A 26743-nucleotide genomic window follows, 5' to 3' on the forward strand; every position below is an offset into this window, starting at 1 on the left:
ATCTTGCGCCCGGGGGGGCTGGTGCTCCCCCGACTTTCCGCGCCATGGCGGGAAAGTGCGGCGGCCGATTCACGGGTCACCGCTTCGCCTGCAGTCGGCCGAGTGCGTTGAGGAGCTCGTCCGTGAGTTCGGGGGGACGTACGGCGATCCGCACCCAGTCCGGGCCGAGGCCGGGGAAGGTGTCGGCGCGGCGTACGGCGATGCCGTCATCACGCAGGGCCTCACGGACTCCGGCGCCCGGGCAGGCCAGGACGAAGGAGGCGGCCGAGGGGACGTACTCGATCTGCTGGTCCCGTAGGCCGGTCTCGAGATGGTCGCGCCAGGACGCGATCCGCTCCGCGCGCTCGCGGGCCTCGGCGCTGGCGCGCTCGGTGGCGCAGGCGAGCATCGCGGCGGCCGCGGTAGCCGAGACCGACCACGGCGTACGCACCGCCTCCAGGTCGCTGATCGCGGCGGCGTAGCCGACGACGTAGCCGGCGCGTACGCCGGGGATCGACCAGTGCTTCGTCAGGCTCCGGATGACCAGCAGGCCCTCTGTGCGCTCCGCAGTGAGGGTCTCGGGCTCGCCTGGAACCGCATCCATGAACGCCTCGTCGACCACGACCAGCCGGCCGGGACGGAGGAGGGCGCGGAGGGTGGTGGCGGGGTGGAGTACGCCCGTGGGGTTGGTCGGGTTGCCGACGACGACCAGATCCGCGTCATCGGGCACCGCGGCCGGGTCGAGGGCGAACCCGTCCTCGGCCCGGCCGCGTACCTCGGTGACCGTGTGCCCGGCCTGCTCGAGCGCCGCGTGGGGCTCGGTGAACTGGGGGTGGACGACGACAGGGTTCCGCCAGGGGCGCGCCCGGGCGACCAGAGTGAATGCCTCTGCCGCCCCCGCCGTCGGTAGCACCTCCGCCCACTCGCGGCCGTGGTGCTTCGCCAGCGCCGCCCGTGCCGGCTCCTCGTCCGGGTAGGCCGCCGACGACAGCGACTCGTGGAGCGCCTGGTCCAGCCACTCCGGCCGCTCGCCGGGATAGACGTTCACCGCGAAGTCGAGCAGCCCCTCCCCCACCTCGACGTCCCCGTGGTGCCGCAGCGGATCCGTCAGCGGGCCGTCCGCAGCGGCTGGCATTTCCCCGCCATGGCGGGATTCTGCGGCCGAACCGGCGCTCACCGCGCCGCCGTTCCCCGCCATGGCGGGGAAGTGCGGCGTCGCACCATGAACCGCCGCTGCAAAACGCGCCGCCAGCTTTGGATGACCGGCCCAATGCACATGCAGGTACGACGCATGCAGCGTGTCCGACGCAAACCCCACCAGCCCCGAACCGTCACCCCCGCCTGCCGAGACGGCACTTGTGGAGGCCGAGACGTCAGTCGGGTCGGCCGAGTTGGCACTTGCATCGGCCGAGTTGGCAGTTCCGGCGGCTGAGTTGGCCGTTGCGGCTCGCGAAACTCGACTCTCGTCGTCCAAAACTGGCGTCTCGCTCGACGCAGTTGACGTCTCGGCCGGCGTAGGTGCCGTCTCGGCCGGCGTAGGTGCCGTCTCGGCCGGCGTAGGTGCCGTCTCGATCGACCAGGCGGGCTGGGTCCCAGCGGGAGGGGTTGTCGTGGTGCGGTGGAACTCGTGGCCGGTGACCTGCTCGCCGGCGCGGGTGAGGAGCGAGTCGGAGGGGGCGGTGGCGACCGGGTAGCGGAGGGTCAGGCGCTCGCTCATGGCGGCGTGGGCGGGGATGGCGCCGGCCATCGGTACGCCGTCGAGGGACTCGGCCAGATAGAGGAGCCCGGCGCACTCGGCGACCGTCGGGATCCCGGCTTCGACGGCGGCCCGGAGGTCGCGGAGCAGGCTGCAGTTGGCGGCGAGGTCGGCGGCGTACATCTCCGGGAAGCCGCCGCCGAGGTAGATCCCGCTCGTCCCCTCAGGGAGCGCGGGATCGGTGAGCGGGTCGAAGGAGCGTACGTCGCAGCCTGCCGCCTCCAGGAGCTCCTCGGTCTCGGGGTAGCGGAACGTGAACGCCCTGCCACCCGCGACGGCGACCACCGGTCGACCAGCGGTTGCGCTGGTTGAGCCGGCGTCGTGAGGTACGAGCGACGCCGTGTCGAAACCAACACGGTCGCTCTCGCGCATCGCCGCCACCGGATCCCAGGGTTCCCCGCCCAGCGCCGGAGCCGACCGGGCGACCTCCAGCAGGACGGGCAGGTCCAGGTGGGCGGCGACCTGCTCCCCCAGCCGCTCGATCAGCGCTACCGACTCGTCACGCTCGGCGACCGGTACGAGGCCCAGGTGGCGCGACGGGGAGGCGAGCGACTCGTCGCGCGGGAGCATGCCGAGCACAGGCAGCCCGAGCTGCTCCAGCGCGCGCCGGATCTCCTCGGCGTTGCGCCCCGGGGAGCAGCGGTTGAGCACGACTCCCCCGATGCGTACGGACGGGTCGAAGGCCGCCATCCCGGCGGCGATCGCGGCAGCGGAGCGGGACATCCGGGCGACGTCGAGGACCAGGACCACCGGCGAGGAGGTCAGCGCCGCGACGTGGGCGGTGGAGGCGAACCCGTCGGTGCCGAGGCGGCCGTCGTAGAGGCCCATGACGCCCTCGACGACCGCCACGTCCGCGCCGGCGGCACCGTGGAGAAGCAGCGGCACGACGCGCGACTCCCCCACCAGGTGAGGGTCGAGGTTGCGGCCCGGACGCCCGGTGGCGAGCGCGTGGTAGCCCGGGTCGATGTAGTCCGGCCCCACCTTGTGACCGCTGACCTCATGCCCTGCCGAACGCAGCGCCGCCATCAGCCCGGTGGCGATGGTCGTCTTGCCCGAGCCGGTGGAGGGAGCAGCGACGACCAGCCGGGGCAGGGTCACCATTCGATGCCCCGCTGGCCCTTCTGGCCGGCGTCCATCGGGTGCTTGATCTTGGTCATCTCGGTGACCAGGTCCGCGACCTCGAGCAGGGCGGGGTCGGCGTCGCGACCGGTGATCACGACGTGCTGTCGCCCCGGCCGCTCGGCGAGCACCGAGGCCACTTCGTCGGCAGAGACCCAGCCCCACTTGATCGGGTAGGTGAACTCGTCGAGGACGAGCAGGTCGTACGTCTCCGCGGCAAGGCACCGCTTGATCTCGGCCCAGCCCTCGGCGGCGTCCGCGGCGTGGTCCTCGGCGTCACCCTGCTTGCGGCTCCAGGACCAGCCGGAGCCCATCTTGTGCCAGTCGACCGGCCCGCCCTCGCCGGTCTCCTCGTGCAGCTTGCCGAGGCGTTCGAGCACGGTCTGTTCGCCGATGCGCCACTTGGCCGACTTCACGAACTGGAAGACCCCGATCCGCCAGCCCTGGTTCCAGCCTCGCAGCGCGACCCCGAAGGCGGCGGTCGACTTCCCCTTGCCGGGGCCGGTGTGGACCATCACCAGGGGCCGGTTGCGGCGCTGGCGGGTGGTGAGCCCGTCGTCGGGTACGTTCAGCGGCTGTCCCTTCGGCATCAGGCAGCGCCCCTTCCCATGGTGGATCCGGTGAACCCGTGGACGGCGGAGGTCAGCGCCTCGGCGCTCACCTCGGCGACCGGCACGTGCTCGGCACCCAGGTGGTCGGCCAGCTGCCGAGCCAGCCCGAGCCGCATCGGCCCGCTCTCGGAGTCGATGACGACGGTGGTGACGCCCAGACCGGCGACGTACGCGGCGGCCTGCTGCGAACGTCGGACGGCCTCCTTGCCGTGGGTCTTGGAGTTGGCGCGACCGTCGGTGACGACCACCAGCAGCGGCCGCAGATCGGGGTCGCGCAGGTGCTCGCGCTGGAGCACGCGGGCGGCCTCGAGGAGGCCTTCGGCCAGCGGCGTACGTCCTCCGGCGGGCACCTCGTCGAGACGTGCCGCGGCGAGGTCGACCGACCCGGTCGGCGGCAGCACCAGCTCGGCGCCCTCGCCCCGGAACGTGATCATCCCGACCTTGTCGCGGCGCCGGTAGGCGTCGAGCAGCAGCGAGAGGACCGCGGCCTTCACCTGCGCCATCCGCTTGCGCGCGGCCATCGACCCGGACGCGTCCACGCAGAAGAGCACCAGGTTGGCCTCCCGGCCCTCACGGACCGCGGTGCGGAGATCCTCGATCCGCAACTCCACCTTCGCCGACGTACGGTCCCGGGCGCCCTGCTTGCCCGCGGCCGCCTTGAGCGTCTCGACGAGGTGGAGCGAGCCGCGGGTGCTCACGCTGGCGCCGATCCGGCGGCCGCTGCTGCCGATCGCCTTGCTCCGGCCGCCGGTGCGGCCCATGCCCAGGCCGGTCACGGTCAGGAGGCGGGGGCGGTAGGCGGTGGCAGCGGCAGTGACGGACTCGCCTGCGGAACCGGCTGTGTTGGTCTCACTGTGCCCATCCGGTTGGGCGCTCGCTTCGCTCGCGGGCTCAACCGGCGGTTGCTGGTCGGTCGAGCCGTCCTCATCGCTGGTCGAGCCGCCGGAGCCGCTAGGCGGAGGCGTGTCGAGACCAACACGGTCACCTTCGGCGCCCGAGTTGTCCTCCGAGTCATCCGAAGGCCCTCCCTCCGGCGGCTCGGGCGGCAACTCTTCGTCGCCGAGGATGCGGTCGAGCAGGTCCTCATCGAGCCCGGGAGCGTCGAAGGGGTTGCGACGGCGCCGATGCGGGAGCGCCAGCAGAGCAGCCCGGCGGATGTCTTCGCGGGTGACCTCGGAGCGACCGGCCCAGGCGGCGTGCGCGACCGCGGTGCGGGCGGTGACGATGTCGGCGCGCAGCCCGTCGACCTCGAACGCCGCGCAGACCTCGGCGATCTTGAGCAGCCCGGGAGCGGTGAGCCGAACCTTCCCGACGAGGGCGCGCGCGGTGGAGACCCGTGCGGTCAGGTCGCGCTCGGCGGCCTCATAGCGCTCGACGAACGCGGGAGCGTCCAGGTCGAAGGCCATCCGGCGGCGTACGACCTCGGCGCGCAGCGCCGGATCCCGGGGCGCGGCGACCTCGACCGTGAGCCCGAAGCGGTCCAGGAGCTGCGGGCGCAGCTCGCCCTCCTCGGGGTTCATCGTGCCGATCAGCACGAACCGGGCGGCGTGCTCGACCGAGACGCCGTCCCGCTCGACGCTGACCCGCCCCATCGCCGCCGCGTCCAGGAGGAGGTCGACGAGGTGGTCGTGGAGCAGGTTGACCTCGTCGACGTAGAGCAGGCCGCGGTGAGCCCGCGCGAGCAGTCCCGGCTCGAACTCGACCGCGCCACGCGACAGCGCGCTCTCCAGGTGGAGCGAGCCGACGACCCGGTCCTCGGTCGCCCCTACCGGGAGCTCGACCAGGCGCACGGGCCTGCTCTCCTCGACGGCGGCGGACCCGAAGGGCCCGTCAGGCGACTCCGCGGACGGGTCGGCCGGGTCGATCGAGAACCGATCCCCGGCGTAGACCGAGATCGAGGGCAGCACGGCCGCCAGGCCGCGCACGGCCGTCGACTTCGCGGTCCCCTTCTCGCCACGGACCAGGACCCCGCCGATCTCCGGGGAGATGGTGGTGAGCACGAGCGCGAGGCCCATGTCGTCGAGGTCATCGGCCTGGCAGCCGAGGACGGCAGAAAATGGGTAATGAACCGGCATGGAGAGGCTCCCGCTCCCTATCGCTTGGATTGGATGGACGCGGGGCCGGTCTTCGGACTTGTCGAGTCCCCCCACGAGGGGGCTCGTTCACCGCAGCGGGCCTGTGCCGGATTCTCACCGGCTTCCCAGATTCTCCCTTCCCACCGTCCTCACCAGCTCCTGTGACAGAGCCGATGACTGGGCAGTCGGGGCACCTCGCGCCTGAGCGGCCACTGTAGCGTCTGGCCTCATGATCGTCGTGGTGGGCATCGGTGCCGGAGGTTGGGACGAGATCCCCGTACGTCACCAGCAGCTGATCCGAGACTCCGCCGTCCTCCTCGGCGGCAAGCGCCATCTCGACCTCGTCCCGGACGTCCCCGGCCAGCGGCGCGAACCCTGGCCGTCACCGCTGCGCGAGGGGCTCCCGGCGCTCATCGACGGCCTCGGGGACGCGGTCGCGCTGGCCTCGGGCGACCCGCTCGTCTCCGGCATCGGAACGACCCTGATCTCGCTTCTCGGTCGGGAGAACGTACGCATCGAACCGGCCGTCTCCTCCGTCGCCCTCGCCCGCGCCCGGATGCGCTGGCCCGCAGAGTCGTGCGCGGTCGTCAGCCTCGTCGGCCGCGACGTCTCGCTGGTCGCGCGCGAGCTCGCTCCCGGCCGCCGGATCCTGGCGCTCTCCTCGGACGAGTCCACTCCTGGGCAGGTCGCGAACCTGCTGGTCACAGCCGGGTTGGGCGCCTCATCTCTGACGGTCCTCGGTGAACTCGGAACGGAGACGGAGAGCATGCAGACCGCGACCGCCTCGGCCTGGGCCCGCGAGGTGCCGCGGCTCAACATCGTGGCGATCGAGTGCGTAGGCGCACCGCTCTTCGGCTGGGCTGCCGGCCTCCCCGATGACGCCTTCGAGAACGACGGCCAGCTGACCAAGCGCGACCTTCGGGCCTCGGCGCTGGCCCGCCTCGCCCCGGTCCCGGGTCAGCACCTCTGGGACGTCGGCGCAGGCGCAGGCTCGGTGGGCATCGAGTGGATGCGCGCCCACCCCACCTGCACCACGACCGCGATCGAGGCCAACCCAGACCGAGCGGCCAGGATCGCCCGCAACGCGAGCCACCTCGGCGTACCCGGCCTGACCGTCGTCGAGGGCCGCGCCCCCGATGCCCTGGCCGACCTCCCTGCCCCCGACGCGATCTTCATCGGCGGCGGCGCGACCCGCCCCGGCGTACTCGACGCCTGTCTGCGAGCCCTCCGCCCCGGCGGCCGCATCGTCGTCCACGGCGTCACCCTGGAGACCGAGCAGCTCCTCGCCACCGCCTACCAGGCACACGGCGGAGAGCTCACCCGGATCGCGGTCGAGACCTCCGCCCCGATCGGCACCTTCACCGGTTGGGCCCCGGCCAGGTCGGTCACACAGTGGACCCACTCCATCGGGTGAGATCAGCCGGCGAGGTCGCGGCGCCACCGCGGGGTGGTCGACTCGAGGGCCGCGAGCAGCCCGACGGTCTCTGACGGGTCACTGAGACGGTCGCCGAAGAGGTCTTTGATACGCCTGAGCCGGTGGCGCACGGTCTGCTCGTGGACCATGAGGTGCTCGGCGACGACGGGGGCGCTGGGGCGGGTACGCAGCCAGACCAACATGGTCTCGGCGAGCGCCAGGCGCCGTTTCGGGGTCTCCTCCATGAGCGGCGCCAGCAGCTGTTCGTCCGCGAACCGGCGCAGCATCGGGTCGGCGTGCAGGCACAGCTCCGACTGGTGCGCGGCACACCACACGATGCCGTCCTCAGAAGCGCGGATGACCTGCTCGGCGACCAGGGCCAGGGCCCGCATGCCCCACCGAACGGCGTGGCGGGTGTCGTCGAGTCGTACCTCCCAGGTGACCGCGACCGGGCGGCTCGTCTCAGCGACCACCGCTTTGGCCCGAAGCTGTACCTCGCCCGAGGCCCCGATCATGACCATGGCACCCTCGCTCGAGCCGGCGAGCAGACGTGCCGTGGGCGCGCCGAGGTGGGCGGAGACCGGTCCACCCGGAATCACCGCCACGGCCACCCGATCGGTGATGGCCCAGCCGGCACGGCTGGCCAGAGCACGCAGGTCGCCCGCTCGTACGTCGCCGACGAGCGCCGCGAAGAGCGGCAGCCGGGGATCGATCGGCGGAGCGGGCTCGGCGAAGCCCCGCATCGCGTGCTCGAGGAGCTGGTGCTGGTAGTCCATGAGTGCCTCGGCGAGGTAGCTCACCGACGCCAGCGGCAGCTCCAGCTCGCCGGCGATCTTCGACATCTCCCGCCAGAACTCCTGCGTCGCGATGTGGTGTGCCGCTCGCATCGCATCGAGGTTGTGGCCGGCCCTTCCCTCCAGGCTGCCCAGACGTCGATAGATGTGGGCCACGGTCGCCCCACGTACGGGTGCACCGGCCATCGCGTCGACGAACAGGGAGACCGCCTCGCCGAGTGCCTCCTCGATGACGTCGTGCACCCGTGGATCGCCGAACGCGGCCACCTCGCGGCAGATGCGTCCGGCGATGCGGCGAGACAGGTCACGGGCCCGGGGCCGGTAGGCCACCACGATCTCCCGAGCGATCGCGTCGGGCGGCGGCGAAAGGTCGATTCGCAGCGTTGGCCGGGGCCTTCTCGGGATCGGGCCCGTGAACGTATCCGTAGTCGGTCGTGTCCTCGTCGTCACGCAACTCTCCTCCGCACTCGTCCCTCGCTGCGCTGCGACCTGGGGAGCCGCGCGAAGGACGACATCCCCTGCAGTGAAGGGCTCGGCCGGACCCCGCGTCCAGAGCGGCAGAGGTTCGCTCCCGGATAACCCTGAAAAGTTGTGACGGTCCTCACAACTTTTCCGTGCTGGGTCGAAGTTGTCACCAACCTGACAGTTTTGGCGGGATCCCCGACCTCGCGGCGGCATCGCGGTTGCCAGCCCTCGGCAGCGGCCGCGTCAATGGGTGGCGTCATCCATCCCGGACCGCAAGGGGAAAACGTGAGAACCAAGCCTCCACCCCGTCACCGCACGTGGGTCGCCACAGCATTCGCCGCGCTCGTGGCCACCGCGCTGCTCACGGGGGCACCCGCTGCCCAAGCCGTCGAGAACCCGACCCTCAAGGTCGACTACGACGCCGTCGGTACGACGCACATCGGTGCGCAGGTCGACTCGTCGATGGCCATCGGGCCCTCGGTGCTCAAGTCAGTCATCGACACCACCAACGGCCACATCGTCGGGGGATCCCTCGCCATCCCGACCCAGACGATGAGCTTCGACATCTTCGGGATCCCGGCCCGAGCCAAGGTCACCATGACCCAGGTCGGGTCACTGTCCGGCGCCATCGTGCCCACCAGCCAGCTGGGCAAGTCGACGCTCACCTCGACGGTCGCCTACGACATCCAGCTCAGCGACGTCGAGGCCAAGGTGTTCGGCATCTGGTGGCCATTGGCTGTCGGCAGCCGCTGCCACACCTCCGAACCGGTCACCATCACCGCCAGCACTCCTGAGGGTGAGTTCTTCACCGTCAACGGCGGCGGCCGGGTCACCTCGACCTACACGATCGGGAGCTTCACCGGGTGTGCCGCGCTGAACTTCTTCGACATCCCCGGCTTCTTCCCCTGGTTCGGCTCCATCCCGATCAACGCCCTGGTGCCGGGCACCGACAACTCCCTCGAGCTGCAGATCGCCAATCCTCGCGCGGGCACCGCGTGAGCCTCTCGGGTTCAACACAACACCACACAAGGAGAAACATCATGAAGAAGATCACCAGCCGCGTGCTCACCGGTCTCGCTGCCGGAGCCCTCGCTGTCGGGACCGTCGCGGCCATGTCCGCGCCGGCCCAGGCCGCCGCCGCCGGCTACACCCCGAACGGCACGAACCCGATCACGTTTGTCGGGAACAACGTGTCCTTCACCGCGGTCGAGGCCGACCAGACGCTGACCTGTGAGCAGTTCGACCTCACCGGCAACATCATCGACCCGGGTCAGACCCGGGAGTTCGGGGAGGCCGCCGGTACGCTGCCCAACCTCGCGTCCAGCGGCTGCACCAACCCGATCGCCGGTGACACCACCGTCGACCCGACTGGTACCTGGGGCGTGAGGGTCGACGGAGCCGAGGTCGGCTCGGTCTCGCCGGCCACGCTCACCAGCGTCACCGCGTTTGTCGAGGCCGCCGGCTGCTCGTTCAACGTCGCGGGCGAGGTGAGCGGCACCTTCAACGACTCCACGCAGGTGTTCACGCCCACCGGGTCAACGCTGACCATCTCAGACAACCCGGTCGGCTTCATCTGCCCGATCCTGGGTGTCGGACAGGGACAGTCCATCTCCGTGGCCGGGACCTGGACGGCCAACGGTCTCACCATCACCAACCCGTGATCGACCAGCGCTGAACCGATCCATCCGGGGTCTGTGTCGTTGGCAACTGCCATCGGCACAGACCCCTTCCGACATCGCCAACCCACCTCCGCTGGAGAAGTTGATGAAGAACTTGATCAATCGCGTCCTCACTGGTCTCGCCACCGGATGGCTCACTATCGCCACGGCCGCGGTGATGTCCTTGCCCGCCCACGCTGCTGCCGACACATACACACCACACGGCGGACCCGCCGTCGCCTTCATCGGCAACGAGATCGCCTTCACTGACGAGTTTGTCGGGCAGACGTTCAGCTGCGATCAGTTCGACTTGCACGGCACTCTGATCAGCGCCGATCTCAGCAGGCCGCTCGGGACCATGGCCGCCACATGGGACCAACTCGACTACGGCGGCTGCTTCAACAATATCTTCGGCGCTACCACGTTCGACCCGATTGGGACCTGGGGATTTACGATCACAGGGCCCGAGGTCGGATCGGTATCGCCCGCCAAGCTCGCTGATGTGAGCTTCCTCCTTTCGGCCGCTGGCTGCTCGTTCAACGTCGCTGGGGACGTTTCCGGCACGCTTGACGACGTCACTGGCGTGTTCACGCCCACTGGGTCGACCATGACGATCGCCGACGACCCTGCCGGATTCATCTGTCCGATCCTCGGCTTCATGAAAGACGATGCCATCAGCGTGAGCGGCACCTGGGCGATCACCGGCCTGACGATCACCAATCCCTGATCATCCGGATTGACGAGTCGAGCGAAGTTGTCACGCGCGTGACAACTTTCGCCGATTCCGAGCCCAACGCTCATCGAACATGTGGCGAGCGCCACACCCTAGGACTTAACTGGGGGCGGACACCCGTACGGCCCCTCGCCGGACCCGACCACCGTGAGGAACTCTTCATGCGCATTCCCCGCCTCGGAGCACGCGCCGGCCGAGCGACCGTCGGCGTCCTATTGCTGGCAACTACCTTCCTGGCTCTCCCCACCGGTCCGGCCACGGGCGACCCCGAAGTCGATCCGCAAAGTGCCACCAAGAGCAATGTGAAAGCTCCGATACCGGAACTGAAGGCGTTGATCGCGGACGACCCGGCCGCGGGCCTGCCGGGATTCAGCGACCTTCCCACCCCCCGGTCGATCAGCATCACCGAAGGCACCGTCACCGCTTCACAAAACGCAGTCGCTCGGCGCTCGAAGATGTCCATCACAGCTCGTCCGATCTGGGCGGCCATGTATTACGGGGAGTTCAACAATCCGATCGAGAATCCGACGGGATACGTAGGGCCAAGTTGCGTTAGAAAAGTTGCCTGCCTCCCCGACCCATTTTACCAACCGTCGTGCGCGACAGAGGATCCAAGTACACAGTGGCCGACGTCCTACTTTCGGCACCCGATGTACCCGATCAAGCCAATCGAGGGCGGTGGTGCCGAGGTGGGGATCGTCACCGAAGACAAGGTCAACCTGGTCGCCTTCGGCACCATCCCTGCCACAGCAACGCTGACGATTTCCGTCCCGCCGGTCGGCGGCAAGGTCCAGCCGTTGATGGTCCATCTGTGGTCCAGGCCGGCTGCGGCGTCGGGGTGCGCTCCGCGGCCGAGCGACATTCCAGGGGCGTCCGCGCTAGTGAACGGCAAGGTCTTCATCCAGCTCAGTGACCTTGAAGTTGACGGAGTGCCGGTCGATCTCGGTCCGCGGTGCCGGACGAAACACCCGGCTGAGCTGTATCTCTGGGGAGATTTTGCCCGCGGGAGCTACAACGCCAACAACGGCGGTCCTTTGGGCGCTTATGACGGACTACATCCGGGCTCACGGGGTCCGTTGAACAGCCCCTACTATAGAAATGACAACGGTCGCACCATCCCGCCGTCTACGGGCATCGACATTCCGTCTTTTGCCAACTGCGGCACGAACGGTGATGATCTCAGCCCCCTGGTAAGTGCTATGGCTTCAGGCCCGAACAACCCAGTGCGTGCCACCCAAGGCCAGATCAACGCCTTCAACCGAGTTCCGTTGGAAGACCTCAGCATGTGCAGCGGATCGCCAGCTAGACCTTCGTGCCCGCTGCCCGGACCTGAGGTGCCAGAGCGGCCACCCCTGCCGGACGGCGAGGGTGAGTGACCGATCAGGGCAACGCTGCTGTGTACCTCTCCTCATGGACCACCGAGGAGAGGGCGGAGCGGTGGCGCCAGCCGAAGCGCTCCAGATCGAGGACCTCGGGTACGCCGTCGACCTGACCGGCACAGAGCCAGGCGACGGGACGTACGTGGTCGGGCAGGCCGACCAGGAAGAGCAGGAACTCGTCGCGGTAGCAGCTGACCCAGCCGACAACGCCCTCGGGCTGCACGTCACCGTTCCTCACGCGGCCACTGCGTGAACCTCTCGGTACTAACCCCGCACCTCCAGGGAGAACCATGAAGAACCTCGTCAGTCGGGTGCTCACCGCTCTTGCGGCCGGGGCACTCGCAATGCAACCGTCGTAGCGACGTCCTCACCGGCGCAGGCCGATGTCGACGCTTACACACCACACGGCGGACCCCTGGTCGATCTCACCGGAGATTACGTCGACTTCACCTTCGTTGAGGCCGGCCAGACGTTCATCTGCGAAGACTTCGACATGTCCGGGACCATCCCCAATGCGGGCGCGAGCAGGCTCTTCGGGGCACCCGCTACGACGTGGGGCCAAGTCGTCCATGGCGGCTGCACCAACCCGATCATCGGCGATTCCACCTTCGACCCCATCGGTGCCTGGCAGTTCGCCATCACAGGACCCGAGGTCGGCTCGGTCTCGCCCGCCGCATTCACCAACGTGGCGCTGTTCGTCCAGGCCGCCGACTGCGCGTTCAACATCGCCGGTGCCGTGAGCGGCGTCTTCGATGACGCGACCGGGGTGTTCACGTCAACCGGGTCCTCCCTGGTCGTCACCGACACCCCGACAGGCTTCATCTGCCCGATCCTCGGCTTCGAGCAGGGTCACACCGTCAGCATGAGCGGCAGCTGGACCATCACCGGTCTGACGATCACGAATCCGTGATCGCCCGTCACACGCACCACCCACGGGCAGAGCTTCCCCGATCACAGTGGCTCGAGAGCACTACCCGCGGACGATGCTCGCGAGCTCGGCCAAGGCGTCGATCCGATGAGTTGCCCGCGAGAGGTCCTGGGTCGCGGTGAAGCTGTTGCGTACGACCGCACAGTCGATGCCCGCGGCAACTGCCGACGCGAGACCTCGGGACGAGTCCTCGACGACGAGCGTCTCGTCACGGGTCGCACCGAATCGCTTCAGCCCTGCCAAGTACGGCTCCGGGTGCGGCTTGGAGCGGTCGTAGTCCTCACGGACCAGCACGAAGTCCATGAACCCGGTGATCTGCCGCCCTTGGTGGATGAGGTCGAAGTCGGCCCGCTTCGCCGTGGTCACGATGGCCATCCGGACGTACTGCGACAGGTCGGCGAGCGCGTCGACAACTCCGTCGATCTCGATCGCCTCGGTCCGCAGATACTCCTGGTAGTAGGCGTCCCGCGCCTCACGCTGCCTGTCGATGACCGGCTCGTCGACACCGGCCGCCCGAGCCTGGGTCCAGGTGCCCAGCCCCTGGCTCATGTCGCGGAGATATCGCTCCTGATCCAGCGCCACACCGATCTCCGCCAACGCTCGTTCGCCGGCCTTGAAGTACCAGAGCTCGGTGTCCACCAGAACACCGTCATGATCGAAGAGGACGTACTTCTTCACGACCTGATCCTGACGGACTACCCAAACCTCTCCTCGTGCACCACCGTCGAGAGCGCGGAGCGGTGGCGCCAGCCGAAACGCTCCAGGTCGGGGACGTCGGGGAGGTCGGCGACGGCGCCGACGCAGAGCCAGGCGACGGGACGTACGTGGTCGGGCAGGCCGACCAGGTCGCGCAGGAACTCCTCGCGGTAGAAGCTGACCCAGCCGACGCCGAGGCCCTCGGCGGTGGCGGCGAGCCAGAGGTTCTGGATGGCGAGGACGGTCGAGTAGAGACCGGCGTCGGCGATCGCGTGGCGGCCGAGGACCGCCGAGCCGCCGCGAGTCGGGTCGTAGCCGACGACCACGCCGAGCCCGGACTCGCAGATCCCCTCGATCTTGATCTTCGAGAAGGTCTCGGAGCGCTCCCCCGCCAGCGAGGAGGCGAAGACCTCTCGCTCGGTGGCGACGTGCTCACGGAAGGCCGACAGCCTCTCGGGCGAGCGCACCAGCACGAAGTCCCAGGGCTGGGTCATCCCGACGCTCGGGGCGGCGTGCGCGGCCGACAGCACCCGCTCGAGCACCTCGGGAGCAACCGGCTCGCCGGTGAACTCCGCACGGGTGTCGCGACGGCGGTTGATCGCGTCGTACAGATCCATCAGGCACGCTCCCTGGCCGCGTCGTAGAGGAACGACTCGCCGCCGTCGCGGGCCAGTGCGGGCCCGGCGAGGATCACGGCCGCCTGTCGCAGCTCTGCTTCCTCGACCGCGTCGGCGATCGTCGAGACGGTCCCGCGCAGCACGAGCTCGTCGGGCTGGCTGGCGCGGTAGACGACCACGACCGGGCACTGCGGACCGTAGTAGGGCAGCAGTTCGGCCATCAGCTCGCGGGTGCGCCGGATCGCCAGGTGGAGCACGAGCGTGGCTCCGGTCGCCGCGTACGCGGCCAGCGACTCCCCCTCCGGCATGGCGGTCGACCGGGCCTGGGTCCGGGTGAGGACGACCGACTGCGCCACCAGCGGGACGGTGAGCTCCCTGCCCACGAGCGCGGCCGCCGCCGCGTAGGCCGGCACTCCGGGCGTCACGTCCCACGGCACCTCGGCGGCATCGAGCCGCCGGGTCTGCTCAGCGACGGCCGAGTAGACCGAGGGGTCGCCGGAGACGAGGCGTACGACCTGCTTGCCCTCGCGGTGTGCGGCGACGATCGCGCTGACGATCTGGTCCAGGTCCAGCTTCTGGGTGTCGACCAGCTCGGCCTCGGGGCTGCAGTGCGCCAGCACCTCGGGGTCCAGGTAGGTGCCCGGATAGAGCACCACGTCAGCCGCCGCGAGCATCCTCGTCGCGCGGACGGTGAGCAGGTCGGCCGCGCCGGGGCCGGCGCCGACGAAGTGGACGGTCATCGGGCTCGCCTCTCGGTTCCTTGGTCAAGGTATGCAGGGCAAGGTGCACATCCCTCGCGGAGCTCCGCGAGGGATGTGAGCCTTCGGCTGCATACCTTGACGAAGGAACAGCCCCTCATCGGACATACCTCGGCGTCCAGACCTGCCCCGTCCCAGTGACCCGGGTCGAGCTAGCCCCCACGATGACCAGGCACTTCATGTCGATCGAGGCCGGATCGAGGTCACCGAGGGTGGTCACGGTCAGCGACTCCTCCGCGCGCCCGACGTCGCGGCCGACGACCACGACGGTGTCGGGCTTGCGGTGCTCCAGGAGAACGTCGCGGGCGGTGCCGATCTGCTCGGTGCGCGAGCGCGAGGCCGGGTTGTAGATGGCCAGCACGAGGTCGGCGGCCGCGACCGCGCGCAGCCGGTCCTCGACGACGGACCACGGCTTGAGCCGGTCGGAGAGGGACATCACCGCGAAGTCGGCCCCGACCGGGGCGCCCGCCCGCGCGGCGACCGCCTGGACGGCGCTGACCCCGGGCAGCACCCGGACGCGTACGCCGGCATAGGCTGGATCCTCGGCAGCCTCGAACACGGCGGACGCCATCCCGAAGACACCGGCGTCACCGCCGGAGACGACGGCGACCCGCTCCCCCGCGAGCGCCAGGTCCAGGGCGTGCCGGGCCCGGTCGACCTCGACGGTGTTGCCCGACGCGTGCCGCCGCAGCCCTTCGCGTTGCGGCACCCGGTTGACGTAGGGCGCATAGCCGACGACGTGGCCCACCTCGGCCAGCGCCGAGCTGACCTCCGGCGTCAGCCACCCATCCGGCCCGGGCCCGAGCCCGACGACCAGGACTTCCCCGCTGGTCGAGCCCGTCGAGACGCCCCCGCGCGTCACCTCGACAGGCTCGACCGCGGGGAGCTCTTGCCGCATCCGTGCCGCGGCAGGTGCAGGAGCCGTGTCTCCAGGCACCACAATGAGGGAGAAGTACGGCACGGAGGACGGGTCCACGTCGGCCACCGGCAGCCAGCGCTCCTCGGGCTGCGAGGCACGCTCGACGTACCAGGCACCCTCGAGTCGCCCGGCGGCCGCGAGCGCGGAACGGACCGCGGGGAAGGTCCGGCCGAGCTTCATGATGATCGCGGCCTCGGTGTCGGCCAGGCGACGGGCGAGCTCGGGCTCGGGCAGGGTGCCGGGCAGGACGGTGAGGACGTCGGTCTGGCGCACCAGCGGGGTGGAGACCGCGGCGGTGGCGGCCGCGAAGGCGGGGACGCCCGGCACGACGGAGGTCTCGTAGACCTCCTTGAACCGGTCGTGGAGATACATCGAGGAGCCGTAGAAGAGCGGGTCGCCCTCGGCGAGCAGGACCACGTCGCGGCCGGCGTCGAGGTGAGCGGAGAGCCGGACCGCGCAGGACTCGTAGAACTCGGCCATCGCCCCGACATAGCCGCCCGGGTGCGAGGTGGTGCCGGTGGTGACCGGGTAGCGCAGCTCCTCCTCGATCGCCTCCGCAGGGATCAGCGAGGACGCGATCCGGCGAGCGTGCGACTGCTTGCGCACCCCGGCGTGGTAGGCGATCACCGGGGCCGCGCCGATCAGCCGGGCGGCCTTGAGGGTGATCAGCTCGGGATCGCCGGGACCGATGCCGACAACGGTGAACCGCCCGCGTACATCCGTGCTCATTCCTGCTCCTGGGCGAGTGCGTTGAGGGCGGAGGAGGTCATCGCGGAGCCGCCGCGGCGGCCCCGGACGGTGACGAAGGGGATGTCGATCCCGTGCTCGTCGGCGAAGGCGGCCAGCGCCTCCTTGGACTCGGCCGCGCCGATGAAGCCGACCGGGCAGCCGACGATCGCCGCCGGCCGCGGACCGCCGTCGAGGATCATCTCGAGCAGGTGGAAGAGGGCCGTCGGGGCGTTGCCGATGGCGACCACCGCACCCTCGAGGTAGGGCTCCCACAGCGACAGCGCGGCGGCGGTACGGGTCGTCGCCCACTCCCGGGCGAGCGCCGGGACCCGGTCGTCGCCGAGCATGCAGAGCACCTCGTTGTCGCGCGGGAGCCGGCTGCGGGTGACCCCGGTGGCGACCATCGTCGCGTCGCACAGGATCGGCGCCCCGGCCTCCAGCGCGCCCCTAGCGGCCTTCACCAGATCGGGGTGGATGACCAGGTCGGAGGCGAGGTCGACCTGCCCGCTGCCGTGAATCATCCGCACCGCGAGCCGCTCGGCGTCGGCGGGCACGGCGGAGAGGTCGGCCTCGCGCCGGATGGTCGCGAAGGAGTCGACGTAGATCGCCGGCCCCTGGTCGATGTAGTCGTAGCGCCGAGGAGGGCGCACCTGCGGCGAAGGCACGAGTACGCCGCGCCACGGCGTCACCACCACCGCCGGCGCCCGCTCCGCAAGAGCCGAGACCGCGGCCCGGTCCAGGGCTCCGTCCGGGGCGGCGACGTGCTCGCCACCGGGCACCTGCCCGAAGCCGAGCTCCTCGGCCTCGGCCGGGACCCGATCGTCGGCCGCGACCGGCTCGACCATCGGTGCGTCCAGCTCGGCGACGTGCCAGGGCGCGGACGGCCCCTCGCCGCGTACGTCCAAGAAGCGCGAGGCGAGCGCGACCAGCCGGGACGCGGCCTCGGTGAGCGGTACGACGGGCCCCCACGAGTCACCGACCCGGAGCTGACCCTCGACGGCGGAGAGCGCCACCAGCCCGAGGTCGCACTCCCGCGAGACCAGGTCGCCGCGACCGTCGTCGAGCACGAAGAGGAACCGCCCCGGCAGCGCGGCCAGCCGCGGCGAGGCGCACAGCAGCCGGTCCAGCGACGCCGCGACGCCGCGCAGGTCGGCGCGGCCCCCGGCGAGCCCGGTCTGCGGAGAGACCATCACGTTGCGTACGAGCTCGTGGGTCTGCGCCGGAACCAGACCGGTCGCCTTCAGCGCGGTGAGCACCTCGCCGGGCAGCCCGCCGTCGAGACTCGGCAGGCCGCGCACCTGCAGGTTGGCGCGACCGGTGAGATAGATCCGCCCGTCGCCGTAGGTCTCCGCCACGGAGATCAGCGAGAGCAGCGCGGCGGACGAGACGGACCCGCCGATCAGGCGCAGCCGCACCAGCAGGCCGTCCTCGGCCGCCCATGGACGACCGACTCCGGGGCACCGGTCGGTTCGGACTCGCGCCATCAGGACACCTGCTCTGCGTCATGTGCCCTTGCGCGGGGCACGTGGTGACCTGGCGGCGGGCGCCGCCAGAGCCAGCAGGTCTTCGGACTCGGAATCGATCGGAACGGAGCGCCTTCCCGGAGCCAGGCTCCAGTGGCTGCCCTCCCCGGAAGGAGGGCGTGCCCCGCCCGTCATCCTCACCGCTGCGCGTCAGTCCCGGACTTTCACCGGGTTCCCTGACCCCATCAGGCATGGAGTACGACTGGCAGGGCGAGACTACCGACTTGCGGACACGGCGCCGAATTGCTCACCGCCCGGCCGCGGTCTGTGCCAGTGTTCGGCTACTCGAAATCTCCCGAGGCCACCCCCACAGATGGAGTCTCCCGTGACAGGCTCGGCTCGCCGGCAACGCTTCGTTCTCGCGCCCATCCCGGCGCTCGCGCTCGGTTTGACAGCCTGCGCCACGACCTCGGAGGCGAAGGTCTCGATCGGTCTGGTGGTGCCGACCTCCGGCGTCCACAAGTCGATCGGCACCGACATGTCACGAGGCTTCGACCTCTACCTCGACCAGCACGGCGGGAAGCTCGGCGGCCGGCTGATCGACGTCGTCGACGCCGACGAGGGCGACCGGGCCGAGACCGGCGTCGCCGCGGTGACCAGGCTGATCCAGGACGACGAGGTCCAGGCGGTCGTCGGGTTGGTGAGCTCGGAGACGGCGCTCGCGGCCAAGGACGTCGCGAACAACAGCGAGACGCCGCTGATCGTGACCGGCGCCGGCGCCGACCAGCTCACCGACGGCTCCGACTACCTGTGGCGTACGTCCTCCACCAACTCTGACATCGGCGGCGCCCTCGGGAAGGCGGTCGCCCAGGAGACCGACCGAGGCACGGCGTACGTCATCGGCTCCGACGACGCGGCCGGTCACGAGTTCTCCGACAGCTTCATGATCGCCCTGGAGGCGGCTGGCAGCAGCGTGGCGGGTCAGAGCTACACCCCGGCCGGCGTGACCGAGGAGTGGTCGGGCCTCTTCGACAAGGCGAAGGACTCGGGCGCGGACGCGATCTTCGCCGCCTATGCCGGCAAGGAGGCGGAGGCGTTCGTGAGGCAGTACCGCGAGTCCGGGCTGGCCAAGAGCACCAGACTCTACGGCCCGGGCTTCCTCACCGAGGGCGACGTGCTGTCCGCGCTGGGCAGCACCGCGTCCGGCGTACGCACCGCGCTGCACTACAGCGATGCGATGGACTCGCTGATGAACGACGCCTTCGTGAAGGACTACCGCAAGGCGTACGACGCCACCCCGACGGTCTACTCGGTGCAGGCCTACGACGCCGCGGCCGCGCTCGACAAGGCGCTCGACCTCTCCGACGACGTCAACCGCAACGAGATCGCCGACTCCCTCGGCTCGGTCGGCACCATCGTCAGCCCCCGCGGGAACTGGACCTTCGACCCGAACCACAACCCCGACCAGCCCTACTTCCTGCGGGTGGTCAAGGGCACCGCCGACGGCCCCCGCAACGTGGTCCTGCAGGAGATCACCTCAGCGGGCAGCTGAGTCCAGATCTGAGTCCGACCGCAGCTCCGCCCGGGTCGCGGCCAACTCCTCGCGTACGGCGGTGAGGTCCTCGCGCAACGAGGTGAGGATGGCCATCATCTCGGCGTCGGTCTCCTCCTCGTGCTCGGCGAGAGTCTCGACGCTCTCCATGCCGGAGACGACCACGGCGAGGAAGAGGTTGAGGACCGCGAAGGTCATCACCAGGATGAAGACGACGAAGAAGATCCAGGCGGAGGGGTCCTCGGCCATGACCTCACGGGCGATGTCGGGCCAGGCCTCCCCGGTCATGGTCTGGAACAGCGTGAACGCGCTGGTGCCGAGGTCGCCGAAGTACTCCGGCGCGATCGAGCTGTAGAGGTTGGTCGAGATGACCACCGCGACGTACATCATCAGCCCCAGCAGCGCCGCGACCGAGCCCATCCCGGGCATCGCCGCGATCAGGCCGTCGACGACGCGGCGCATGGACGGGACCGAGTTGACCAGGCGCAGCACGCGCAGGATCCGCAGCGCCCGCAGCACCGACATCGGTCCGGTCGCCGGCACCAGCGCGATCGCGACGATCACGGTGTCGAAGATGTTCCACGGGTCTCGGAAGAACTTCGGTCCGTACGCCACCAGCCGAAGCACCAGCTCGACGACGAAGACACCGAGGAGCACGCTGTCGAGCAGCGCCAGCTCGTGGGCGAGGTGTTCGGGGACCATCGTCTCCACCCCGAGGACCACCGCGTTGAGGATGATCACCCCGATGATCGTCTTCTGGAAGAGGTCGTCCTCGACCAGCGCACGCACCCGGGCGCGCACCGAGATGTTGCTCGAACCCATGAACGCTTCGTCCTCCTATGACCCGTGACAGCGGCCGGAGCCTATCGGGCCGAGTCGGGGTCAGGTTGTGGCGAGGTGCAGGGCGAGACCTAGGCCGGCCAGACCGACCAGCCAGCGCAGCGGGCGCTCGGGCGCGACCCTGACGATCGCGGGCCCCAGGAAGCCGCCGATCACGGCTCCCGATCCGAGGGCGATCGCGGCGGGCCAGTCCACGGGAGCGAAGAAGACGTACGCGATCGCCGCGGTGCCGTTGGCGACGCCGGTGGCGACGTTCTTGACCGCGTTGGTGATCGCCAGGGCCTCGGTGCGCTCGAGCACCAGGACAGCCAGTGCGATGATCCCGACGCCGGCGCCGAAGTAGCCGCCGTAGATGCCGAGCACGAACACGATGACGCCCCAGCCGAACCCGCGGGCGAGCATACGTCGCCCCTCGACGCCTGTTGACGAGTCCTGCCGTGGCGGCCGCGCGGCGGCGCGGGCGGCTGCCCAGGACCGGATCCGGTCGCGGAGCAGCAGGAGCACCGCTCCGCCGCCGACGAGCCAGGGCACCACCGTCTCGAACGCCTCGGCCGGCGTGGTGAGCAGCAGGGCTGCGCCGACCCCGCCGCCGAGGAAGGAGGCCAGGGCCAGCCAGGCGATCCTTCTGCCCTGGCCGCGCAGCTCGCGGCGCGAGCCGGCGACGGTGCCGCCGGTGACGCCGAACATGGCCACCGTGTTGGTGACGTTGGCGACGACCGGCGGCAGCCCCGCGGCCAGCAGGGAGGGGTAGCTGACCAGCGAGGCAAGACCGGCCACCGAGCCGGTCAGTCCCGCGCCGATGCCGGCGAGCAGGAGCCAGGCGAGCTCGGCGCTCACCGGGCCGTCAACGAACCAGGCACGGGCGCTTGGGATCGAAGGTCCACCCCGACACCAGGTACTGCATGGCGACGCCGTCGTCGCGTACGCCGAGCCCGTGCTCGAGGTAGAGCTCGTGGGCGGCCGCGACCCGATCGCGGTCGAGCCGGATCCCGAGACCTGGGGCGGTCGGCACCGCGACGGCACCGTCGCGGATCTCCAGCGGCGACTCGGTCAGACCCTGGCCGTCCTGCCAGATCCAGTGGGTGTCCAGCGCGGTGATCTCCCCCGGCGCGGCGGCGCCGACGTGGGTGAACATGGCCAGCGAGACGTCGAAGTGGTTGTTGGAGTGGGAGCCCCAGGTCAGCCCGAAGTCGTGGCACATCTGGGCGACGCGGACCGAGCCCGACATGGTCCAGAAGTGCGGGTCGGCCAGCGGGATGTCGACGGCGTTGGTGCGGATCGCGTGGGACATCTGGCGCCAGTCGGTCGCGATCATGTTGGTCGCGGTACGCAGCCCGGTGGCGCGCTTGAACTCGGCCATGATCTCGCGGCCCGAGTAGCCGCCCTCGGCACCACAGGGGTCCTCGGCGTACGCGAGCACGTCGTCCTTGCCCTTCAGCAGCCGGACCGCGTCGGCGAGCAGCCAGCCACCGTTGGGGTCCAGGGTGATCCGGGCGTCGGGGAAGCGCTCGTGGAGAGCGGTCACCGCGGCGACCTCCTCCTCACCGGCGAGGACGCCGCCCTTGAGCTTGAAGTCGGCGAAGCCGTAGCGGGCCTGGGCTGCCTCGGCCAGACGTACGACCGCCTCGGGGGTCAGCGCGACCTCCCGCCGGACGCGATCCCAGTCGTCGGCGCCGTCGGGCTCGCGGAGGTAGGGCAGGTCGGTCTTGTCGGGGTCACCGACGTAGAAGAGGTAGCCGAGCATCGGCACCGAGGCGCGCTGCTGCCCGTCGCCGAGCAGCTCGGCAACCGGTACACCCTGCTCCTGACCTGCGAGATCGAGGAGCGCGGACTCCAGCGCGGTGACGGCGTGGACGGTCGTACGCAGGTCGAAGGTCTGGGCTCCGCGGCCGCCGGCGTCGCGGTCGGCGAACCGCTCCGCGACCTGCCGCAGCAGGCTGCGGTAGCGGGTGACGGGCTGGCCGACGAGCAGCTCGGCGGCCTCTTCGATGGTGCGCCGGATCGGCTCGCCGCCGGGGACCTCGCCGACACCCTCGCGTCCCTCGGAGTCGGTGAGGATCGCGATGTTGCGGGTGAAGAACGGCGCGTGCGCACCGCTGAGGTTGAGCAGCATCGAGTCGTGGCCCGCGACGGGCACGACCTCGACCTTTGCGATGGTCGTGTTGGTCATGGCAGCTGCAGCTCGCCGTCGATCCGGCGGGCGAGGTGCCACGGGTTGTCGTCGCGTACGGCCTCCGGGAGGACGGCGGTCGGTACGTCCTGGTAGGCGACCGGGCGCTGGAAGCGCTCGATCGCGAGGCTGCCGACCGAGGTGCTGCGGGAGTCGGAGGTGGCCGGGTACGGGCCGCCGTGGACCATCGCGTGGCCGACCTCGACGCCCGTGGGCCAGCCGTTGAAGAGGATCCGTCCGGCCTTGAGCTCGAGCGCGGAGACGACCTGGGCGGCCGCCTCGTTGTCGGCGTCGGTGGCGTGGACCGTCGCGGTGAGCTGGCCCTCGAGGGAGTCCAGGCTGGGCAGCAGCTCCTCGACGGTGTCGAAGCGGACCACGACCCCGGAGGCGCCGAAGACCTCGTCGGTCACGCCTGCGAGACGGGCGGCCTCGACGATCTGGGGCGCGGGGGCGTCGGTGTCACCGGCGGTGCCCTCGCCGACGACGGTCACACCGTCGGTGGCGCGGAGCGCGGCGGTGCCCTTCTCGTAGGCGGCGGCGATGCCGGAGGTCAGCATGGTCGCGCCGACGGCCTCGGCCGTGGCTCGACCGGCGGCGGCCAGGAAGGCGTCGCCCGCCTCGCTCTTCGGGAGGAAGAGCAGGCCGGGGTTGGTGCAGAACTGGCCGGAGCCGAGGGTCAGCGAGCCGACGTACGCCGTCGCGAGCGCGTCGACCTCACCATCGAGCGCCCCGGGGAGGACGACGACGGGGTTGATCGAGGACATCTCGGCGTAGACCGGGATCGGCTCGGGGCGGGCCGCCGCGGCCGCGACGATCGCCAGCCCGCCGCCGCGGGAGCCGGTGAAGCCGACGGCCTTGATCCGCGGGTCGACGACCAGGGCCTGGCCGAGCTCGATGCCGCCCTTGAAGTCGGTGTCGAGGAGGAAGGAGAAGGTGCCGGCGTGCAGCCCGGCCTTCTCGACCGCGCGGGTGATGGCCTGGGCGACCAGATAGCCGGTGAGCGGGTGGGCAGGGTGGCCCTTGACCACCACGGGGCAGCCCGCGGCCAGCGCCGAGGCGGTGTCGCCGCCGGCGGTGGAGAAGGCGAGCGGGAAGTTGCTGGCGCCGAAGACCGCCACCGGGCCCAGCGCGATCTGGCGCTGACGGATGTCGGCCCGCGGGAGCGGGGTCCGGTCCGGGAGGGCCGGGTCGATGCGTACGCCCAGGTGGTCACCGCGCCGCACGACGCCGGCGAACATCCGGAGCTGGCCGGTGGTGCGGCCGACCTCGCCGCTGATCCGGCCCTCGGGCAGGTGCGACTCGGCGACAGCGGCCTCGACGATCTCGGCGCGGGCCGCCTCGATCTCGGCGGCGACGGCTTCGAGGAAGTCCGCCCGGGCCTCGGGGGAGGTGGCGCGGTAGCCGGCGAAGGCCTCGGCCGCGGCGCTCGTGGCGGCAGTGACGTCGGGCTGCTCGGAGTCGGCTCCGGCGATGATCGAGCGGTGGCTCATGTTCCCTTCCTATCGGGTCGGTCTCTCAGGGCCTGATCGGCGTCAGGCGATCCGGGCGATCAGTTCGCGCAGCTCGTCGATCTCGTCCTCGCGCAGGTCGGTCAGCGGCGGGCGGACCGGGCCGGCGGGCCGGCCGATCGCGGCCAGACCACCCTTGACGATCGACACGGCGTAGCCGGCCGTGCGGTCGCGGATGTCGAGGTAGGGGATCACGAACTCGTTGAGACGACGGTAGACCTCGTCACGATCCTGGGCACGCACGGCGTCGTAGAACTCGACCGCCCACTTCGGCGCGAAGTTGAACAGCGCCGAGGAGTACGTGCTCACGCCGAGCTGGAGCAGCGGCAGTGCGTACGTCTCCGCCGTGGGCAGGCCACCGATGTAGATCAGCCGGTCGCCGACCCGGGCGTAGGTGCGCGTCATCTGCTCGATGTTGCCGACGCCGTCCTTGAAGCCGATCAGGGTCGGGTTGCGCTCGGCGAGCTGGTCGACGGCCTCGTCCCGCAGCACCGCGTTGGCACGGCTGTAGACGATCACGCCGAGCCCGGTCGCCTCGCACACGCGGCTGGCATGCTCGACGAGCCCTGCCTGCCCGGCCTCGGTGAGGTACGGCGGCATCAGCAGGATCCCGTCGGCGCCCGCGGCCTCCGCCGCCTTCGCCTGCGCGACCGCGTTCGCCGTGCTGCCCGTCGCCGGCGCCAGCACCGGCACGGCCCCCGCAACCTCCTCGACCGCGGCCCGTACGACCTGGTCGGTCTCCTCCGCGTTCAGCGAGAAGCCCTCCCCCGTGCCGCCGGCCGCGAAGAGCCCGGCCACCGGGTACTCGGCCAGCCAGCTCAGGTGCTTCCGGTAGCCCTCCTCGTCGACCTGGAGGTCCTCCGTGAAGTGGGTGACCGGGAACGAGAGAAGCCCGCTCTTGAGCTGGGCGGCCAGGTCGGTCGGGCTGTACTCGGTCACGAGTCACGTCCTTCAGATGTTGGGTGTGCTGAGGGGGAAGGTGGTGACCATCACGTTATGAACGTTCGATGATGCTTGTCCAAGCCCGAATTTGAATCTCGTGATGCTGTGGGGGCATCGAAGGCAGGCGGGTTCTTCGGGGCTGGCGGGGCCGCCGACCCGTTCTTGAGGGTCTTCTCGCCAGACCCCGGAGTCAAGGACGGCCTTCGGCCGCCGGCTTCGCCGGCCGCTTCGCGGTCCTTGACACCGGGGCCCGTCGAGAAAGATTTGGCTGGCTATCGGGGCGGCGGCCCGGGTGTGGCGCAGCGGATTCTTGTTTGGGACAGGTGAGGTTGAGGGGGCGGAAGGGTGGCCCTTCGGGCCACTTACCATCCACAGAAGCGAGGTCGTTCGCTCGCCGCGAAAACGGCGGTTGACCTGGGAAAATAGATGGCCAGGGAAGGGCTGGAGGCGTAGAATCAGACCCATCACAACACCTCTTTGAAGGGGAGGGACGGCGATGAGTCTCGGCCGCGAGATCGACCCCTGGGGAACCAACCCCGGCGACGCGATCGACGCCGCCTTGAAGGCCATCGAGACCGCCCTCCAAGACCTCCTCGCCACCGACCCCGCCTACTGGCGCACCGGGCAGAAGAAGGACCTGCTGGAGCGACTGGAGAAGCTCCAGGCCCAACAGACTGCGTTGAAGTTGCGGGTGCTGGCGTCTGCCGGCGATATCGCCGAAGAGACCGGCGCCAAGGACACCTCCGGGTGGATGCGGACCGAGCTGCTGGTAGACAAGGCAGTGGCGCGCTCGCAGATCAAGCTGGCAGCCGGGGTCGCGAAGCACGCCCTAGTGGCCGCCGGCCTCGCTGAAGGCGTCCTGTCCCAGGACAAGGCAAGACTGATCACCCAAGCCCTCGACCAGATCGAGACCGATCCGGCCGCCAGCGCCGAGGACCTGATCCTCGCGGAGAAGCTCCTGGTCGACTACGCCAGCCAGTTGACGGCGAACGAGTTGAAGATCGTCGGCCGACGGATCCTGAGCGAGATCGACCCCGAACGATTCGAAGCCGCTGAAGCCAAGGCTTTGCAGCGAGAGGAGGAGCACGCCCAGCGGCGCACGTTCTTCTCCCCCCGCGACAACGGCGACGGCACCATCGACATCCACGCCCGCGTCTCCCGCGCCATCGGGATGCGGCTGCGCACCCAGCTGGACTCCCTGGCCCAGCCCCGGAAGCTGTCCGCCGAGGACAAGGGCCGCAAAGCCCCCTACGACCGTCTGCTGGGCCAGGCCTTCGCCCGCGTCATCGAGACCTACGACGTCGACCAACTCCCCAGGCACGGCGGCCACGGCACCACGATGTTCATCACCATGAACGTGGACGACCTCCGCAACGACCTCGGCACCGCAGCCCTCGGCTTCGACGGCGAGCAGATCACCGCCGCCGAAGCCCGACGAATGGCCTGCAACGCAGACCTCGTCCCGGTGGTGCTGGGCACCAACTCCGAGATCCTCGACTTCGGCCGCACCGCCCGGTTGGCGTATCCAATCCAACACCGCGCCCTCCGGCTACGAGACAAGTGCTGCCAAGCCGAAGACTGCGACGCCCCAGCAGCCTGGACCGAAGCCCACCACCTCAAACCCTGGTCCGAAGGCGG

General features: G+C 70.3%; 23 protein-coding genes, 1 pseudogene and 2 riboswitches. Of the genes and pseudogenes, 8 read left to right on the forward strand and 16 right to left on the reverse strand.

Features of this window, described 5'->3' with window-relative positions; all coding sequences use genetic code 11:
- Window positions 1–76 precede the first annotated feature (76 nt).
- Genes ABZU72_RS27590 through ABZU72_RS27600 form a run of 3 tightly spaced genes read right to left on the reverse strand, consistent with a single transcriptional unit; the run spans window position 77 to window position 5540 of the window.
- Window positions 77–2836, reverse strand: a complete 2760-nt coding sequence (locus ABZU72_RS27590; protein WP_355021968.1) for a cobyrinate a,c-diamide synthase — start codon at window positions 2834–2836, stop codon at window positions 77–79.
- Window positions 2830–3444 carry a cob(I)yrinic acid a,c-diamide adenosyltransferase gene (gene cobO, locus ABZU72_RS27595; protein WP_355021969.1) on the reverse strand — a complete coding sequence of 205 codons (615 nt, stop codon included), beginning with the start codon at window positions 3442–3444 and terminating at the stop codon, window positions 2830–2832. The genes ABZU72_RS27590 and cobO overlap by 7 nt, the downstream gene beginning before the upstream one ends.
- Window positions 3444–5540 carry a magnesium chelatase subunit D family protein gene (locus tag ABZU72_RS27600; protein WP_355021970.1) on the reverse strand — a complete coding sequence of 699 codons (2097 nt, stop codon included), beginning with the start codon at window positions 5538–5540 and terminating at the stop codon, window positions 3444–3446. Before ABZU72_RS27600 ends, cobO begins: the two co-directional genes overlap by 1 nt.
- A gap of 25 nt (window positions 5541–5565) precedes the next feature.
- Window positions 5566–5707, reverse strand: a riboswitch (cobalamin riboswitch).
- 62 nt (window positions 5708–5769) lie between these two features.
- Between ABZU72_RS27600 and cbiE the strand changes: the two genes are divergently transcribed.
- A complete protein-coding gene (gene cbiE, locus ABZU72_RS27605; protein WP_355021971.1) occupies window positions 5770–6954 on the forward strand; it encodes a precorrin-6y C5,15-methyltransferase (decarboxylating) subunit CbiE in 1185 nt (394 codons plus the stop codon).
- Window positions 6955–6956: 2 nt separating this feature from the next.
- Here cbiE and ABZU72_RS27610 read toward each other — a convergent pair whose 3' ends face one another.
- The gene (locus ABZU72_RS27610; protein WP_355021972.1) at window positions 6957–8078 is read right to left on the reverse strand and encodes a helix-turn-helix domain-containing protein; all 1122 of its coding nucleotides are present in this window, start codon (window positions 8076–8078) and stop codon (window positions 6957–6959) included.
- Window positions 8079–8498: 420 nt separating this feature from the next.
- On the opposite strand from ABZU72_RS27610, the gene ABZU72_RS27615 reads away from it, so the two are divergent.
- The 4 genes from ABZU72_RS27615 (at window position 8499) to ABZU72_RS27630 (ending at window position 11980) form a co-directional block, all read left to right on the forward strand.
- Window positions 8499–9212, forward strand: a complete 714-nt coding sequence (locus ABZU72_RS27615) for a hypothetical protein (RefSeq protein WP_355021973.1) — start codon at window positions 8499–8501, stop codon at window positions 9210–9212.
- Between the two features lie 41 nt (window positions 9213–9253).
- On the forward strand, window positions 9254–9874 hold the full coding sequence (locus ABZU72_RS27620) for a hypothetical protein (protein WP_355021974.1): 621 nt from the start codon (window positions 9254–9256) through the stop codon (window positions 9872–9874).
- Between the two features lie 103 nt (window positions 9875–9977).
- Entirely contained in the window at window positions 9978–10598 is a 621-nt protein-coding gene (locus ABZU72_RS27625) for a hypothetical protein (RefSeq protein ID WP_355021975.1), read from the forward strand.
- Window positions 10599–10765: 167 nt separating this feature from the next.
- On the forward strand, window positions 10766–11980 hold the full coding sequence (locus ABZU72_RS27630; RefSeq protein WP_355021976.1) for a hypothetical protein: 1215 nt from the start codon (window positions 10766–10768) through the stop codon (window positions 11978–11980).
- Between the two features lie 4 nt (window positions 11981–11984).
- Here ABZU72_RS27630 and ABZU72_RS27635 read toward each other — a convergent pair whose 3' ends face one another.
- Complete coding sequence (locus tag ABZU72_RS27635; protein ID WP_355021977.1) at window positions 11985–12221, reverse strand: hypothetical protein; 237 nt, start codon at window positions 12219–12221, stop codon at window positions 11985–11987.
- 255 nt (window positions 12222–12476) lie between these two features.
- Here ABZU72_RS27635 and ABZU72_RS27640 point away from each other — a divergent pair, with 255 nt between their 5' ends.
- On the forward strand, window positions 12477–12893 hold the full coding sequence (locus ABZU72_RS27640) for a hypothetical protein (RefSeq protein ID WP_355021978.1): 417 nt from the start codon (window positions 12477–12479) through the stop codon (window positions 12891–12893).
- Between the two features lie 60 nt (window positions 12894–12953).
- Here the strand turns inward: ABZU72_RS27640 and ABZU72_RS27645 are convergent, their stop codons facing one another.
- From ABZU72_RS27645 to ABZU72_RS27670, 6 genes and pseudogenes are all read right to left on the reverse strand, one after another.
- The gene (locus tag ABZU72_RS27645) at window positions 12954–13589 is read right to left on the reverse strand and encodes an HAD-IA family hydrolase (RefSeq protein WP_355021979.1); all 636 of its coding nucleotides are present in this window, start codon (window positions 13587–13589) and stop codon (window positions 12954–12956) included.
- 17 nt (window positions 13590–13606) lie between these two features.
- A complete protein-coding gene (bluB, locus tag ABZU72_RS27650) occupies window positions 13607–14224 on the reverse strand; it encodes a 5,6-dimethylbenzimidazole synthase (protein WP_355021980.1) in 618 nt (205 codons plus the stop codon).
- Entirely contained in the window at window positions 14224–14964 is a 741-nt protein-coding gene (gene cobM, locus ABZU72_RS27655) for a precorrin-4 C(11)-methyltransferase (RefSeq protein ID WP_355021981.1), read from the reverse strand. Before cobM ends, bluB begins: the two co-directional genes overlap by 1 nt.
- A 115-nt stretch (window positions 14965–15079) precedes the next feature.
- The gene (cobJ, locus tag ABZU72_RS27660; RefSeq protein ID WP_355021982.1) at window positions 15080–16630 is read right to left on the reverse strand and encodes a precorrin-3B C(17)-methyltransferase; all 1551 of its coding nucleotides are present in this window, start codon (window positions 16628–16630) and stop codon (window positions 15080–15082) included.
- Window positions 16627–17280, reverse strand: a complete 654-nt coding sequence (locus tag ABZU72_RS27665; RefSeq protein WP_355021990.1) for a precorrin-8X methylmutase — start codon at window positions 17278–17280, stop codon at window positions 16627–16629. Before ABZU72_RS27665 ends, cobJ begins: the two co-directional genes overlap by 4 nt.
- Window positions 17281–17925: 645 nt before the next feature.
- A pseudogene (locus ABZU72_RS27670) lies at window positions 17926–18114 on the reverse strand (nitrite reductase); the annotation flags it as partial.
- Window positions 18115–18169: 55 nt separating this feature from the next.
- Window positions 18170–18375: riboswitch (cobalamin riboswitch) on the reverse strand.
- Between the two features lie 103 nt (window positions 18376–18478).
- On the opposite strand from ABZU72_RS27670, the gene ABZU72_RS27675 reads away from it, so the two are divergent.
- Complete coding sequence (locus ABZU72_RS27675; protein WP_355021983.1) at window positions 18479–19645, forward strand: ABC transporter substrate-binding protein; 1167 nt, start codon at window positions 18479–18481, stop codon at window positions 19643–19645.
- Here the strand turns inward: ABZU72_RS27675 and ABZU72_RS27680 are convergent.
- Genes ABZU72_RS27680 through kdgD form a run of 5 tightly spaced genes read right to left on the reverse strand, consistent with a single transcriptional unit; the run spans window position 19631 to window position 25102 of the window.
- Window positions 19631–20467: an ion transporter gene (locus ABZU72_RS27680; protein ID WP_355021984.1), complete on the reverse strand. Its 837-nt coding sequence runs from the start codon at window positions 20465–20467 to the stop codon at window positions 19631–19633. The genes ABZU72_RS27675 and ABZU72_RS27680 overlap by 15 nt on opposite strands.
- Before the next feature lie 60 nt (window positions 20468–20527).
- The gene (locus ABZU72_RS27685) at window positions 20528–21322 is read right to left on the reverse strand and encodes a sulfite exporter TauE/SafE family protein (protein ID WP_355021985.1); all 795 of its coding nucleotides are present in this window, start codon (window positions 21320–21322) and stop codon (window positions 20528–20530) included.
- A 7-nt stretch (window positions 21323–21329) separates the two neighbouring features.
- Window positions 21330–22655, reverse strand: coding sequence for an enolase C-terminal domain-like protein (locus ABZU72_RS27690; protein WP_355021986.1), 1326 nt, complete (start codon window positions 22653–22655; stop codon window positions 21330–21332).
- Complete coding sequence (locus ABZU72_RS27695; RefSeq protein ID WP_355021987.1) at window positions 22652–24145, reverse strand: aldehyde dehydrogenase (NADP(+)); 1494 nt, start codon at window positions 24143–24145, stop codon at window positions 22652–22654. Before ABZU72_RS27695 ends, ABZU72_RS27690 begins: the two co-directional genes overlap by 4 nt.
- A gap of 42 nt (window positions 24146–24187) precedes the next feature.
- Window positions 24188–25102 (reverse strand): 5-dehydro-4-deoxyglucarate dehydratase, encoded by a 915-nt coding sequence (gene kdgD / locus ABZU72_RS27700; protein WP_355021988.1) that lies wholly within the window; start codon window positions 25100–25102, stop codon window positions 24188–24190.
- A 499-nt stretch (window positions 25103–25601) separates the two neighbouring features.
- Here kdgD and ABZU72_RS27705 point away from each other — a divergent pair.
- On the forward strand, window positions 25602–26743 hold a 1142-nt coding region (locus ABZU72_RS27705), incomplete at its 3' end, for a DUF222 domain-containing protein (RefSeq protein WP_355021989.1).

Source organism: Nocardioides sp. NPDC004968 (assembly GCF_040608935.1).
GTDB lineage: Bacteria > Actinomycetota > Actinomycetes > Propionibacteriales > Nocardioidaceae > Nocardioides.